The 14,013-nt window shown below is 46.3% G+C and carries 13 protein-coding genes; 7 read left to right on the forward strand and 6 right to left on the reverse strand.

Annotated elements, in window-relative coordinates; genetic code table 11:
• Positions 1 to 17 precede the first annotated feature (17 nt).
• From ribD to KJS94_RS00725, 6 genes are all read left to right on the forward strand, one after another.
• On the forward strand, positions 18 to 1,079 hold the full coding sequence (ribD, locus tag KJS94_RS00700) for a bifunctional diaminohydroxyphosphoribosylaminopyrimidine deaminase/5-amino-6-(5-phosphoribosylamino)uracil reductase RibD (protein ID WP_239804235.1): 1,062 nt from the start codon (positions 18 to 20) through the stop codon (positions 1,077 to 1,079).
• An 82-nt stretch (positions 1,080 to 1,161) separates the two neighbouring features.
• Positions 1,162 to 1,767, forward strand: a complete 606-nt coding sequence (locus tag KJS94_RS00705) for an IMPACT family protein (protein ID WP_214446840.1) — start codon at positions 1,162 to 1,164, stop codon at positions 1,765 to 1,767.
• A gap of 165 nt (positions 1,768 to 1,932) precedes the next feature.
• On the forward strand, positions 1,933 to 3,438 hold the full coding sequence (locus tag KJS94_RS00710) for a hypothetical protein (RefSeq protein ID WP_214446841.1): 1,506 nt from the start codon (positions 1,933 to 1,935) through the stop codon (positions 3,436 to 3,438).
• 95 nt (positions 3,439 to 3,533) lie between these two features.
• Positions 3,534 to 4,394, forward strand: coding sequence for a hypothetical protein (locus tag KJS94_RS00715; protein ID WP_214446842.1), 861 nt, complete (start codon positions 3,534 to 3,536; stop codon positions 4,392 to 4,394).
• Positions 4,391 to 4,936: an RNA polymerase sigma factor gene (locus KJS94_RS00720; RefSeq protein ID WP_239804236.1), complete on the forward strand. Its 546-nt coding sequence runs from the start codon at positions 4,391 to 4,393 to the stop codon at positions 4,934 to 4,936. Before KJS94_RS00715 ends, KJS94_RS00720 begins: the two co-directional genes overlap by 4 nt.
• A gap of 7 nt (positions 4,937 to 4,943) precedes the next feature.
• Complete coding sequence (locus tag KJS94_RS00725; protein ID WP_214446843.1) at positions 4,944 to 5,630, forward strand: hypothetical protein; 687 nt, start codon at positions 4,944 to 4,946, stop codon at positions 5,628 to 5,630.
• Between the two features lie 16 nt (positions 5,631 to 5,646).
• On the opposite strand, the gene KJS94_RS00730 is transcribed toward KJS94_RS00725, so the two are convergent.
• From KJS94_RS00730 to KJS94_RS00755, 6 genes are all read right to left on the reverse strand, one after another.
• The gene (locus KJS94_RS00730) at positions 5,647 to 6,420 is read right to left on the reverse strand and encodes a LytR/AlgR family response regulator transcription factor (protein WP_214446844.1); all 774 of its coding nucleotides are present in this window, start codon (positions 6,418 to 6,420) and stop codon (positions 5,647 to 5,649) included.
• Entirely contained in the window at positions 6,417 to 9,443 is a 3,027-nt protein-coding gene (locus KJS94_RS00735) for a ligand-binding sensor domain-containing protein (protein WP_214446845.1), read from the reverse strand. The genes KJS94_RS00730 and KJS94_RS00735 overlap by 4 nt, the downstream gene beginning before the upstream one ends.
• A gap of 130 nt (positions 9,444 to 9,573) precedes the next feature.
• Positions 9,574 to 9,987 (reverse strand): globin domain-containing protein, encoded by a 414-nt coding sequence (locus KJS94_RS00740; RefSeq protein ID WP_214446846.1) that lies wholly within the window; start codon positions 9,985 to 9,987, stop codon positions 9,574 to 9,576.
• 80 nt (positions 9,988 to 10,067) lie between these two features.
• Entirely contained in the window at positions 10,068 to 10,478 is a 411-nt protein-coding gene (locus KJS94_RS00745; RefSeq protein ID WP_214446847.1) for a globin domain-containing protein, read from the reverse strand.
• 637 nt (positions 10,479 to 11,115) lie between these two features.
• A complete protein-coding gene (locus KJS94_RS00750) occupies positions 11,116 to 12,009 on the reverse strand; it encodes a 3-hydroxyacyl-CoA dehydrogenase family protein (protein ID WP_214446848.1) in 894 nt (297 codons plus the stop codon).
• Positions 12,010 to 12,084: 75 nt separating this feature from the next.
• Positions 12,085 to 12,726 carry a carboxypeptidase-like regulatory domain-containing protein gene (locus tag KJS94_RS00755; RefSeq protein WP_214446849.1) on the reverse strand — a complete coding sequence of 214 codons (642 nt, stop codon included), beginning with the start codon at positions 12,724 to 12,726 and terminating at the stop codon, positions 12,085 to 12,087.
• 96 nt (positions 12,727 to 12,822) lie between these two features.
• Between KJS94_RS00755 and KJS94_RS00760 the strand changes: the two genes are divergently transcribed.
• Positions 12,823 to 13,917 carry an Mrp/NBP35 family ATP-binding protein gene (locus KJS94_RS00760; protein WP_214446850.1) on the forward strand — a complete coding sequence of 365 codons (1,095 nt, stop codon included), beginning with the start codon at positions 12,823 to 12,825 and terminating at the stop codon, positions 13,915 to 13,917.
• The last annotated feature ends 96 nt before the right edge of the window (positions 13,918 to 14,013 follow it).

Raw genomic sequence — 14,013 nt, forward strand, 5'->3', positions numbered from 1 at the left:
GGTATATTTGCTGACCAATGACAGGAACTCACAATAGTTTTATGTGGCGCTGCCTTCAACTTGCCAAGCTGGGAGAAGGGTTGGTTGCGCCTAACCCTATCGTAGGCGCCGTCCTTGTTCATGAAGGACGGATCATAGGGGAAGGCTATCACCGTGAGTATGGCAAGGCCCATGCGGAGGTAAACTGCCTGAATGCTGTATTGCCGGAGGATAGGCATCTTATTCCTTCAAGTACATTGTATGTTTCCCTTGAACCTTGCGCGCATTTTGGGAAAACCCCGCCTTGTGCAGACCTGGTTATCCGCGAGCAGATACCAAGGGTGGTTGTAGGATGCCGCGACCCTTTTGAAGCGGTGAATGGGAAGGGGATCGAAAAACTGAAGGCTGCCGGCTTAGAGGTGATAGCAGGGTTTTTAGAGCGCGAATGCATCGCAGCCAATGCCAGGTTTTTCACCTTCCACCAGAAGAAGCGGCCTTATATTATCCTGAAATGGGCGCAATCCAGGGATGGCTGTATTGCCGGTCCTGGAAAGACCCGGGTGAATATCAGTAATGAACTAACCAACCGTCTGGTCCATAGGTGGAGGGCCGAAGAATCGGCCATAATGGTGGCCAGTAATACGGTGCAGGCCGACAATCCATCCCTCACGGTCAGGCATTGGAAGGGAAAGCATCCCGTCAGGATACTACTTGACAAAAAACTGGCGGTCAAGGAATCTTTTGCCATATTTTCCGGGGAGGCGCCAACCATCGTTTACCATGAGCAGGAGAATGCCCTTCCTGCCTACGGGGAAAGGGTGCTGCTCCAGCCGGGTTCAGGAATAATTGGACAGATTTTGGCAGACCAATACCAGCGGGGTATCCAGTCCATACTGGTGGAAGGGGGTACTATCCTATTGCAATCCTTCCTCGATGCCGGGTTATGGGATGAGGCCAGGGTGATCACCAACCTGGGATTGGTCTTGCCCGGTGGGTATCCGGGACCAAGACTCACACCAGAAGCCCAATTGTTCTCGGAACAAGTATTGATGAAAGACCAAATCCAGGTATTTCTTCATAAAAATCAGGCGGATAACTGATTCCACTGCATGTTTAGGCTGCAGCCCCTACCTTTGCACACCCGGAATTCGCTACAGTTGGCGGTTTTCATAGGCAGGAAATATGGAAGCAAAGACCTTTTATACTACAATAGAAAAGATGGGCACAGCCGAGTTCCGTGACAGGGGCTCCAAATTCCTTGGCTTTGCGTTTCCTATCCATTCAGTTGAATCATTCAAGGAGCGGCTTAATGAAATCAAGAAGGAGCATCCCAAGGCCAACCATCACTGCTTTGCCTATCGGCTTGGACTGGATGGAAATAACTTCCGCGTCAATGACGATGGGGAGCCTTCAGGTTCAGCCGGAAAGCCTATCCTGGGCCAGATCGACAGTAAGGAACTCACGAACGTCGGGGTAGTGGTGGTCAGGTACTTTGGCGGAACCCTGCTAGGAGTCCCGGGATTAATCAATGCTTATAAGACCACGGCTGTATTGGCCCTGCAAACCGTTCCCTTTGTTCAGAAGCCCATTGAAGTCATCTATCGCGTTCAGTTCGATTATACCAGCATGAACGAAGTGATGATGATCATTAAGCAATTCAACTGCTCCATCATTCAACAGGACATCCAACTGTTTTGCCTGTTTACCATCGGTGTCCCGGTCAACCGGCTCGAAGAGGTACTCTACAAATTAAAGGAGTTGCATACCGTAGAAACAGTAAGGGCCTGAGGTTTTATTTTTTATTAATCAATTGATTATCAGTTTTCTAAATTTTTCCCTTCTGCTTTTTTTGTTAAAATATTCTTAATGAGCCAAAAATGACCCAACGGTTTTTTCCTGTCCGGGGGTATAGATAGGTGTAAAGCATTTCTAAGAAAATTCAAAACAGGAAAAATGAAACAGTTTGTAACAAAGATGGTGTCGTTTGCAGTAGCCATCGCCTTATCCTTAACCGCATGTGACAAAAAAGATGATGTTGTCCTTCCCGGCGAAGGCGGTAAGCCAGGAGGTGACAAGACCTCAATTGCCCTCCAACTGGAAGGCTCCCTCAACCTTGATATTAATTCCGTGGAGGCAATCATTGACCTCCAGGATAATGCTGGTAGGCTTATTGCCAAAGGCCAGAAGCTGGGACTGCTGATGAAGGAAGGAAAGCTCCAGACCAGCAATTTCGAACTGGCGCCCGGAACATATAAGTTGACCAGGCTGGTAGTACAATCAAGGGATGGCCAGCCCAAGGCGGCAGCTGCTATGACAGGCTCCGAGAAAGCTGCCATCACAGCGATCGACCTTCCCGTAAACCTTGCCATTGAAAAGGCTCCGGTAGTTGCTGCAGCCGAGGTAACGCCAATTACCGGGCAAGACCTTCCTTTTTCCTTTGGTTATGACAGGGATGGTTTCCAGGTTCAGCAGGCTGAAGTGTTCATTAAAGGTGCAATCAAAGTAGGTGATGTACTGTATGATAATATTCCCGGCGAATTGAGGCTGATCGGTTTCGACTCAAAAGGAAATGTTGTGGAAGACCAGCGTATCCAGTTGGTGCCTGGCGCTAATAAGATCAGTCTTACCCTTGCCTATTCAAAGTACCAATTGGTGTACAGCCAATGGAATGTGCGTGATGAAGAAGTGTTGGAAAGTGGTAAATTCAAATCAGGAGATACGATCGTACTGGGAGGGGAGAAGGCAATGAAGCGTTTGAAACTGATGGAAGATTTTACAGAGATCATGGGAACCTACAAGCCTAACGCCAGAACCGTTTATACTTACCAGGCCAACGGCAAACTGAGCCAGACTACCTATTTCCAAAAGAAGCCCCAGAGCGAAGAATTACAGCTTACCTTTATCAGGAAGGGTTTTTACCAGGATGGTAAACTGGATCATGTTGACTTACTGGATGCGAATAATGTAAAAGTGGGTTACACCAACTACTTCTATGACGCCAATGGAAAGCTGTCCAATATGATGAACAAAACCTATGATACGGAAATCACGGCTGCTGTTGATTATAGCGTTTCATCAGAAGGACAGGTGATTGACATCAGCTACCTTTTCGATAACGGCAATACCATGGCCTACCAGATGACCTTCAGTAATGGTAATAAAATTGCTGACAGGGCTCAGTCTTCAACCGGAAGTACAGAAGGTGGTACCTATTCCTATGACAACAGCATCAACCCATTCCACAACGTGCTTTTTGAGGATATTTACCTCTCCAATGCATCCAGGAATAACAAGGTTGACATGAATAAAGGATATGGTGGAAATATCCCCAGCGCAGTAGAGTATAAAACAGAATATACTTACGATGCAGATGGTTATCCGGTTACCCTTATCCGTTATTATAAATCACCAGCTACCGGTCAGTTCCTCTATAAGACCAAAACGGTGTTCACTTATTAAGGAAATCCAAGCTGCGGTGCCAGGAACTTTTCCCTGGTGCTGCAGTTTGGATTCCAATTCAAGCAATAAAACCTTTAATTTGTAATAAGTCTTTTATGAGAATTCAATTTTTGATAATAGGTATTGGGTTAGTGTTCGGCCTGTTCGCCTGCACAACTGTTAAGGTTGCTGTACCGCAACAGTTCAGTTCTCAAGCGACAGCCATGAAGGTGAAGGGGCTGCAGGGGATGATGATCAACCAGAAGATCAGTTTTGGGGAATATGCAAGCTCCAACGTTAAGCGGGGCTGGGATTTCAGTTCTTCCATGCAGGCAAGCCGTATCAGTTTCCGTTGGCAGGACCAGTTGGTAAAGATCTTCAATATTCAAACCGACAACAAGACCCTGAACGAGAGCAATAAGTTCCAGTTTACCCTGGGTGACGGCAAGCAGGAGACCGCGGTATTTGCCATGGAGAAATTCAATGAGAAACAGTTGGTATATAAGTCTGGTCTTCCTGTTATTGGTGATGTTGCCCAGACAAAGAATTATCAATACTCTTTTTCAGCAGCCATCATGTTGTTGTCCGGACAGGTGAGGGAGCCATGGCAACTGGTATTGGTTAACCGTTATGACGCGAAGGCTGATACTGCCAAAGGGCTTTTTGATCGTCCATATGTTGAGGAGCATGGCTATGCATCAAATGGGGATGTAACCTTCACTATCCATCCGCTTAGGATTAGCAGTTATGAGAACCCCAAAGGGAAGGATGTAAAAGTGTTAGGCGGGCCAATGTTTACCGGCTATGAGTTGAAAGTGGATAATGGGGTAGTTGCCGTAGTGGATATTATAGGTGAACAGGTATGGCTGCTCAATGATATGGACCCCACCTATAGGATAGTGGCGGCTTCAGTGGCTTCAGCACTCATGTTAAAAAGAAAACAGGATATCAATAGCTTAAATGAACAGCGGGATTGAAAGAGCATGCTGACATACAAATTCTGATCGATGGTTGTGCGGCCAATAACCGTAAAGCCCAGGAATTGTTATACCGGCAATATTATTCATTTGCCATGGTGGTGGCACAGCGGTATTCCCGTGACGATCTGGATGCTGCAGATATATTGAGCCAGGCTTTTGTCAAGGTCTTTAAGAGTATAAAGTCGTTCGATCCTTCCAAGGGTAGTTTCAAGTCATGGCTGAAGAGAATTGTTATCAATGAAGGCCTGGACCATATCAAGGGTAGGAGTAAGTTCGGCGAGGAGATCGAACTGGAAATGGAAACGGCAGCCGCCCCAAATGTTGACAATGCAGCGATAGCCCAGTTAAGCGCCAAGGAATTGATGACTATGATCCAAAAACTCCCTCCTGCCACGCACGCTGTTTTTATCATGTATGCTGTAGAAGGGTATAACCACCGCGAGATCGCTGAGGAGCTGAAGATAAGTGAGGGAACCTCTAAATGGCATTTAAGCGAAGCAAGAAAATTTCTTCAAAACGAGATAATGAATAAATATTAATTGAAAAATGAGTCAGGCCCTGCCATACGAACAATTGATAGCAGAGAAGCTGGAACAGCTGCCTCCTTTGCCTGAAATGGCTGATGCCATCTGGGCAAGGATTGAGAAGCAGTTGGATGACGAAATGCCTACTGATGATACGTTACCGGACAATGGGCCTTCAGGTCCCATAAGTGGTTCAGGCGGTCTGTCATCTTTGGGAAGATTAGGATTGTTGGCAATAGGGGCCATTATTTTGATATATTGGTTGAATTACAGGAAGGCTGATTTGTTCTCGCCCTGGGTGAATCCGCAGGAACAGTTGGATAAGCCGGTTGCCCCGGAAAATAAAGCGGTTTCCCCGGGGGTAAAAGATGCACCAGGGACTACTGCGCCGACTGGGAATCCCGGGCCAACGGTCAACCCTTCCCTCCCGGTAGCGCCGGGTAGGTCGGACAGTGTAGCAACCCCAGATTCCTCGCTTCAGGTTTCGGGTGATTCCCAGGAAGCTCTGTCTACTGAGCCTGTTTTGCCTGGTAATGTTGATGACTCCAAAAAGCCGGAGATCCAACAGGGTGATGTAAAAGAAGCGCCCCTTAACCCTGGCAGGATTCCCGATAGTTCAAGAATACGGAAGAAACCTGCCGGCATTAAAGGAATCGGTCCTGAGGACTATAAGATTGTACCCCAGAAAAAGGATAGCAGTGGCCTTTAATCCTGCTGCAGAAAGGTTAATTGTCCAGCCATTTCTTGAAGGCTGGAGCTTTTTCCCTGCTGATATCCACCTGTAATTTTGAAGGGGCCTTCAGGAATACAGTAAGTTTTTGATTGTCGTTAGGTTGTACTTTTTCAATGGCGTCAATATTGATAATGAACTGCCTGTTGGCCCTGAAAAATTTTGAGGGATCTATGATCTCCTCTACTTCATCCAGTGATTGGAAGTCTACAATGTATTTATCCCCTTTGAAAGTGTGCAGGTAGTTCAGGTTGTCACGCATAAAATAGGCGATCTCTGAAGTGTTGATGGGGATCCAGTTATTGCGGATATTCACGATTATCCTTTCCTTATATTGGCTGGTGCCTGTAACACCTTTTCCCGCGATCTGGAGAATGATTGCGTTCAGGTCAATGGGCTGGTTCTTCCCTGCGCCAATGAACATTCTTCCCTTTTCGATAGCAATTTTTAATTCCTCTTCTGCTATAGGTTTAAGGAGGTAATCGATGCCGTTGGTCTTGAAAGCCTTTATGGCATATTCATTATAGGCAGTTGTAAAGATCACCGGGCATTTGAAGTTGAACTCTTCAAACAGGTCGAAACTTACCCCGTCACTCAGTTGTACATCCATGAACATAAGGTCCGGTTCGGCGTTTTGCATGAACCATTTCCTCGCTGTCTTCAGGCTGGGAAGTATTTCCTCAACCTGGACATCAGGAGCTACGCTGGCTATCTTGTACTTTAATTCCTGGGCAATCAGGTGCTCGTCCTCAATAATTACTGCTTTCATATCAAGGGGATTTTAATGGTAAAATACCCGTTAGATTCATCAATTATTATTTTGTCATTGGTCAGGTAACGATAGAGTGACTGAAGGTTGTTCAGGCCTTGCTTGTTGCTGGTCTCCACAAAGTTTTTCTTTTGAAGGTTATTCCTGATGACAAGGTAGTTGTTCTCGGTAAAAATATCAACCACCAGTGGGGAATCTATGTCAATAATATTGTGCTTGATCACATTGTCTATCAGGTTTTGTAAGGTTACCGGTACGATGTTTTTAGACAAATGCTGTTTGTCGACATTGTAATTAATGACCAGGCCTTCGCCGAATCTTGTCTGGATCAACTTGGTATAGGACTGCGCGAATTTCACTTCTTCTTCCAGTGAGATCAGGTCGTGGTCCCGGCTTTGGAGCAGATAGCGATAGGTTTTGCTGAGGTTCTCCAGGAAGGTCTGGGCCATTGCCTGGTCTGTGCGTATGAGGCTGCCCAGCGAGGAAAGGGAATTGAAGAGAAAATGAGGGTTTAGTTGTTGCTTCAGGCTTTCGTACATCACCACAGTTTTTTCTTTTTCAAGGTTTTGGGCTTTGGCCTTTAAGGCATAAATATTTCTTTGCTCCTTCAGCCGGTAAAGGTACCAGGCATAAATCAGACCGGCGATTAGGACCATGCAAAGTATAAGGAAGGCTAATGTCTTATAGAAGACAGTGCCTATTTTTATTTGAAGTTGTTTTTCGGGTACGTTCCAATTATTAGGGTCACTGCTTGCCTTATACCTGAAAGTGTAAGTGCCACCAGGTACGTTAGTGTAATTGATGTCATTGGCTTTTGTGATCACCCAGTTCGCTTCCAGTCCATCGAGTTTATACGCGTACCAGGTTTGCTGTGGATTATTGTAATTCAGGGCGACAAGTTGCAAGCTGAAGAAGTTTTGGTCAGGCTTCAGGTAAATGCTCTTTAGTGATTCCACATTGGTGCTTGATGAGAAAGGCTGGTTGAATACTTTGATGGATGACAGATAGGTGGTATAGGATTTGACCTTTGAGGAATAGTTGTTTGGGTTAAAAAGGATGAAGCCATTGATGGTAGGGAAAATGAATTCGCCGCTTTTCAATGCGGTTGCCGGCATGTCACTAAACTCCATTGTAGGTAAGCCATCGGAAAGGTCAAATATTGAAAAGTTTTGGCGGTTGCTGTCCAGTATGGCTAAGCCAGCGGTCGTGCCCACCCAGAGGCGGTCTTGGTCGTCAACCAGCAAGCCTGATGTTTTGATCGATGGTAAACCGTTTTCCCTCGAAAATTGGCTGAAGCGATCCTTGGCAGGGTCATAGGCAACGAGGCCAACAAATGAACTCATCCAGATTATTCCTTTCTTATCCTCCCTGATGGCGGTTATTACATTGCCTAAAAGTCCCGAATTGTCCTTTTCGGTTCTTTCCCATTTTTTTATCCTGCCATTGACCGGATCGTATAGGAGAAGTCCCTGGCCGTTCAGCCCGAACCATTTCCTTCCTTTGCTATCCTCGTATAAAGTTCGTACACCTCCTTTAATATGGTCTTTAAGTATGGGGTGCGACCTGATGCTATAAATCTTTTTTGTTGACGGTACCCGGTAGAATAATCCGACATCTGCCCCAAACCAGATCGTATCTTTCCCGTCTTGCATGATGGACCAATAAAAAGCTTCGGGGAGGGAGTCTTTGGCGAAAAAGAACTTGAGTTTTGAACTTCCGGGCACCTTGCAATTCACCCCCCTGGAGGTTCCAATCCAGATATTACCTTCCTTGTCGGCTATGATTGACCTTACTGAATTGTTATGAAGTTGCTTGGCTTCAGTCGGCAGGTTCTCATACGTTTCTATATACTTCCTATCCTTGGAGAAAACGGTCAGTCCTCCTGCCCAGGTCATCCAAATATTGCCATTGCGGTCTTCACAAGACATCCTGGCCCAAGGAGTGGTGACCTTGAATCCTAGCTCAGTATTAGGATTGATGATCTGGAAAAGGTTGTTGTCCGGATGGAAATAATCCACTCCATAACCTTCTGTGCCCAGCCAGATGAAACCATTCTTGTCCTGGAATATTTCATTGGCATGAAATACACCAAGTGAGCGGAACTGTCCGGGTTGGTTATAAAATATCCTTGTCGTGCCCGTACTGGGGTCAAAGCTGGTTATTCCCCTGGAGTTGGATGTTGCCCAGAGTTTTCCTTGGGCATCCACCAGTAAACCCATGATATTGTTATTGACGGCTTCATCGTCATTGGTTTCGAGGGCGTTGAACTCCTTTGTTGCAGTGTATTCCGGGTATTGGAAATACATGATCCTGGCACCTATCCTTCCATGGGAGATCCAGAATGTACCATTCTTACTGATCGCCAATTTTCTATAGGGAGGGGGAAAGGCAAGTTGAATAGTGGTAGGGGGAGCCCCAATCCTATTTAGTGAATATTCATAGAAACCATCCCTGGTCGTAAGGTAAACTTTGTCCTTATAGATGCCCAGGTCATTAAAGTAATTATTGTCTATTGAACTTTGGTTAATGCCTTTCGGTAATTTGAAATCCCGGGTTACCAAGGACTTCAGGTCCAGCAGTTTCACACCGGCCGATGTCAGGATAAGGGCATGGGTGCTATTCAGGGGAATAATCTTGGTCACTGCAAGGTCGGCTGTTTGCGGTACCAACTGAAACTGGTCTGTTGGATAATCGAACCTGTATAAGCCTTTATTGAAACCTATCCATAGGTTTCCCGAGCTGTCACTGGTGATGCACCTGGGTACGGTAAAGGGGACTTCCTTATGTTTGCCAGCACCCGTTTGGTATAGTTTTATGTTTCTGCCATCAAACCTGCTTAGTCCGCTTACTGTACCGATCCAGATAAATCCATAGGCGTCTTGCCCGATTGCCCTTACCACACCATCCCCAAGACCTTCCGCAGTGGAAAGGTGATGGACGTTGAGGGTGGGCGATTGTCCAACGGTAATGGTGGCAACCAGGCAATGCAGTACCAGGAGAATAATTTGGCTTATCCTACGCATGGGGATGAATTTACAAATACTGGGGTGAAAATGGCACTAATATATAAGGAGAAAGGGCTTACCTGTATACAAGAAACAGGTTAAGCCCTTCGATGTAATATAGGGTTTAGTCAATTAAAGCCGGGAGGGGTCACATTACTGCCAATGCTTTGTTGAGTGAACCATTTAGTTTGCTAACGAATTCCTGCCAGGCGGATTGAAGATTGCTGTTCCATTCCGCGCCATATCCTTGTTCAATGGTCCAGATAAAGGCATTTCCCATCCATTGGTAATGCTCTGGCTTCAGGCCGATCTTCTTATGTTCTTCAATGATGTAAATGAATTCCAGGTCCAATTCGTCGATCTTTTCCAATCGGGTGATCAATAGATTAATGAGGGCATAGGTCCTTTCGTAATGATTTTCCATGGGCCCCTTGAAAATTCTTTTTGCTGATGGATGGTCAGCGAAGAGTTTACTGTAGAAGGTGTCCCCAAGTAAATGAGGATCAATGTTTTTTAGTTTTCTCCAGGATGCTTTTACCAATCTGATCTTTTCTTCCTGCATAATCTTTAGAATCGTTTAATTTTCCAACAACCTGAATTGTCAGTATAAGGTGAATTAATAGGGTAGGGAAAGGGGTAAGCTCAGGCCGGTTGTTCACTCAGGATAGCAGTTCGTAAAATAAAATCGTGTAATTCCATCCAGGCTTGTATTACTTCATCTGTCCATCTTTTGCCCAAGGTCGTTTCTAATGTTTTGATCAGCGCCTTGCCAATGGCCGCGTATTGGGAGGGGCCTAATTCAAGTTCGGCAAGATTCCCTGCCAATATTTGAATCTCCTTCTCCAGTATTTCTGGGCGGTCGGCCAGGTTTATGGCAGTGCCGGTCATTTGCATTAAGCGCATGGTTTGCTCTGAAACGGGAGTGCGGAAAATAGAACGCAGTCCTGGTTCCAGTTGGTACAGGTTGTCAAAGAAAAGTATTCCTGCCGCCAGGGGTTCTTCCCCTACAAGCCTCCATGTCTCACGTATCAGCTTAATTTGGTCAGCTCTCATTAATGGGTGTTTTCTGGAATGCGAATTACATTTGGATCGATGTGGCCATATTGGTATGGGCATTGGACCTGATGATCCTGTAATGCTCCCTTTGAAGGGAAATGAAACGAATATTCTTTTCCTTCACCGGACTGCAAACCATTTGCCTGCCAGTTTTCGTTAAGCAGCAACCAGTCCTTTTCATGCTGTATAAGCGGGAATTACGACTGGCAAGACTGTTACAGTTAGTGGAATAATTGCATTTCGCCAGATCAGCGGAAGTACACTCGACTTTCTTTGGTATAAAATAAAATCCAGCAAATTCCTCTTTGTCAGGTTGGATGATAAGGCTTGAGGAGGAAGATTCTGGTTGGGGTAATACCCACTTGTTAAACCTTACTCCCAAGAAGATGCCCACCAGAAGGGAGGCACCCATGGAGAGTAAAAAAAGTCGCATTTGGAAAGGTTAATGGTTACTGGTATTTGTAATACGATACAAATTTCCAACACTTCTGATCGCCCTACAATTTTAGTTGAGTAAACTGCAGTAACTGTTGCCTGAAGCGTGGCAAAATGAGGATTAAGCGTTCAGTGTTTCCCCTTATAGAATGGAAAATCCGCCTGAATGGCGGATTTTCCTATTTGAAATGGCTTTAATTTACTTCCTGAAGCCCGGGCTAACCACCAGTTCCTTACTGCCAGGGGTGTACTGATAGAAGCCTTCACCGGACTTGACTCCCAGTTTTTTAGCGGTAACCATATTGACCAGCAAGGGACAAGGGGCATATTTAGGGTTGCCAAATCCTTCCTGCAATACCCTGAGGATGCTCAGGCATACATCCAGGCCAATAAAGTCGGCTAATTGCAATGGTCCCATGGGGTGGGCCATACCCAGCTTCATTACCGTATCGATCTCTTCCACGCCGGCAACGCCTTCATAAAGGGAATAGATCGCCTCATTGATCATGGGCATCAGGATCCTGTTGGCAATAAAGCCGGGATAGTCGTTTACAATACAGGGTACTTTTTGCAGTTGTTTGCTGAGCTCGCTGATGGCAGTGGTAACTTCCGGTGCAGTGGCATAGCCATTGATGATCTCTACCAGTTTCATCACCGGTACCGGATTCATGAAGTGCATCCCTATTACTTTCTCCGGCCTGCCGGTCACACTAGCAATGCGGGTAATGGAAATGGAAGAGGTGTTGGTTGCGAGGATCGCAGAAGCAGGTGCTGCTGCATCAAGTTCCCTGAAGATCTTGAGTTTCAGGTCTATGTTCTCGGTGGCAGCTTCTACCACCAATTGAACATCGGCTACGCCTTCCGGGATGGATGTGAAGGTGATGATACGGCTATGGGCAGCCTGCATGTCAGCTTCAGTAAGGCTGCCTTTGGCAACCTGGCGTTCCATATTTTTCCTGATGGTGGCCAGGGCCCTGGAAAGTTGGTCGGCATTAACGTCTATGAGGCTAACGGTAAACCCATATTGGGCGAATACATGCGCAATACCATTTCCCATGGTGCCTGCGCCAATGACAGCAATCTTTTGGAACATTGTAGGAATTTGAGTTTTACAATCGTCCCTGCCAGGCTTTGCTGGCGGGAGCGGAGGCAAAATTCCTGATTTTAATTATTTCTTGCTCTTGAAATCTCCCCTTTTCCATGCCCGGATAAATTCTCCCCAGGCTGCCGGGTTCATGATATTCATGGGCGGTATCTGTCCGCGGTAGGAATATTTGTAAGCCTGCTGTCCTAATGAATAGTTCGCAGCCTCCCGTCCATCTGCAGGGAGTATGGCCATCAGGGCCCTCCTGGTTTGCTCATCTGTGTTCTTCCTGGCGATCTCGATGTCGTCATCAGGGATCTGGGTGTTCAGGAAATCCCTTTCAAACTGTTCCCGGGTTGGCCTTGGCTTGATAATGGTGGCAGGAAGGTATTGGGTATCTACAACCATCAGTTGTATGATACTGTATTGGTTGCCTTCAATATTCCTGGGAATCTCGACCAATTTGGGTTTATAGCCAACGCTGGTGAATTCGATCTTGTCACCTTTCAAAACAACGATAGAAAATACACCTTGTTCGTTGGTAATGGTACCCCTTCCCTGACCCTTGACAGTAATACTTACTGCAGGGATCCCCTGAAGACTGTCGGCAGTCATTACCACGCCATACAGTTGTACAACGGAGTCCTTGATCTGTTCAAATTGCGCCTGGGCTTTCTGACAAATGGCAAAAATCAATACTATGAGTGCAGGTAAAATTCTCTTCATCACTTCAAATATAGGGCGTTCACATTTTTGCTTCAACAAATTACCGGCGGCATTGGTTAATTTTGCACTAAAATTCTTTTTATAACAAATAATAGCATGACCCAAGAACAAATATTACAGGCCCTGAGCAATGTCCAGGAACCGGACCTGGGAAAGGACATTGTGAGCCTGAACATGGTTAAGGATGTTGAGATCAGCGGAAATGAGGTAGCCTTTACGATCGTTTTGACCACGCCGGCCTGTCCCATGAAAGACCTGATGAGGAATGCCAGTATCAATGCCATCCGCCTGCTGGTAAACAAAGAGGCAAATGTAACAGTGAACTTTACGGCCAATACCAGTACGAACCGGAAGGATACGGGTTCGGTATTACCTAAAGTGAAGAATATCATTGCGGTAGTGAGCGGAAAGGGAGGTGTTGGCAAGAGCACGGTATCCGCCAACCTGGCCCTGGCCCTGGCGCAGGGGGGTGCAAGGGTTGGTTTGATGGACGCAGATATCTATGGCCCCAGTGTGCCCATTATGTTTGGAGTAAGGGGAGAACGCCCCAAGATGATGAATGTTGGGGAAAAGGGGATGATCGTGCCATTGGAGCGCTACGGTATCAAACTGATGAGTATTGGTTTGTTGGTTGATGAGAAGAATGCGGTAGTGTGGCGCGGCCCTATGGCCAGCAGCGCTATCAGGCAATTTGTAACCGATGTTCTGTGGGATGAGTTGGATTACCTGGTAATTGATATGCCACCGGGTACCGGCGATATCCATCTTACCCTGTTGCAAACCGTTCCCGTAACTGGCGTTGTGGTGGTAACCACGCCGCAGGATGTGGCCCTTGCTGATGCCAAGAAAGGGATCGCCATGTTTGGCCAGGCGCAGATCAATGTGCCCATCATCGGTATTGTGGAGAACATGAGTTATTTCACCCCAGCTGAATTGCCGCAGAACAAGTACTATATATTCGGTAAGGAAGGTGGCAAAAGACTGGCAGAAGAATATGATATCCCATTCCTCGGCCAGATCCCGCTGGTGCAGGGTATCAGGGAAGGTGGTGATACCGGTGTTCCGATCATGATGAGTGATGATGATGTGACCAGGAAGGCATTTGAGGAATTTGCCGGGCTTGCAGCCAGGAGTATAGCCATGCGCAACGCTAACCTGGGAGCCAGTAAGGTGGTTGAAATAGTAGCCTGATAGGTTAAAGATGCAGATAGGGTGGTCACCGAAAGTTGACCACTTTTTTTTGCCGGTTATCCATCCCTTCGTGTCCGAGTGGAGCTATTGTTTAAT

This window comes from Flavihumibacter rivuli, from assembly GCF_018595685.2.
GTDB lineage: Bacteria > Bacteroidota > Bacteroidia > Chitinophagales > Chitinophagaceae > Flavihumibacter > Flavihumibacter rivuli.

Bases quoted from the DNA above. Each gene is read 5' to 3' on its own strand.
- KJS94_RS00755 (WP_214446849.1), bottom strand. From the start codon at position 12,726: ATGAAGAGAATTTTACCTGCACTCATAGTATTGATTTTTGCCATTTGT.
- KJS94_RS00715 (WP_214446842.1), top strand. From the start codon at position 3,534: ATGAGAATTCAATTTTTGATAATAGGTATTGGGTTAGTGTTCGGCCTG.
- KJS94_RS00750 (WP_214446848.1), bottom strand. From the start codon at position 12,009: ATGTTCCAAAAGATTGCTGTCATTGGCGCAGGCACCATGGGAAATGGT.
- KJS94_RS00725 (WP_214446843.1), top strand. From the start codon at position 4,944: ATGAGTCAGGCCCTGCCATACGAACAATTGATAGCAGAGAAGCTGGAA.
- ribD (WP_239804235.1), top strand. From the start codon at position 18: ATGACAGGAACTCACAATAGTTTTATGTGGCGCTGCCTTCAACTTGCC.
- KJS94_RS00710 (WP_214446841.1), top strand. From the start codon at position 1,933: ATGAAACAGTTTGTAACAAAGATGGTGTCGTTTGCAGTAGCCATCGCC.
- KJS94_RS00705 (WP_214446840.1), top strand. From the start codon at position 1,162: ATGGAAGCAAAGACCTTTTATACTACAATAGAAAAGATGGGCACAGCC.
- KJS94_RS00730 (WP_214446844.1), bottom strand. From the start codon at position 6,420: ATGAAAGCAGTAATTATTGAGGACGAGCACCTGATTGCCCAGGAATTA.
- KJS94_RS00745 (WP_214446847.1), bottom strand. From the start codon at position 10,478: ATGAGAGCTGACCAAATTAAGCTGATACGTGAGACATGGAGGCTTGTA.
- KJS94_RS00740 (WP_214446846.1), bottom strand. From the start codon at position 9,987: ATGCAGGAAGAAAAGATCAGATTGGTAAAAGCATCCTGGAGAAAACTA.
- KJS94_RS00760 (WP_214446850.1), top strand. From the start codon at position 12,823: ATGACCCAAGAACAAATATTACAGGCCCTGAGCAATGTCCAGGAACCG.
- KJS94_RS00735 (WP_214446845.1), bottom strand. From the start codon at position 9,443: ATGCGTAGGATAAGCCAAATTATTCTCCTGGTACTGCATTGCCTGGTT.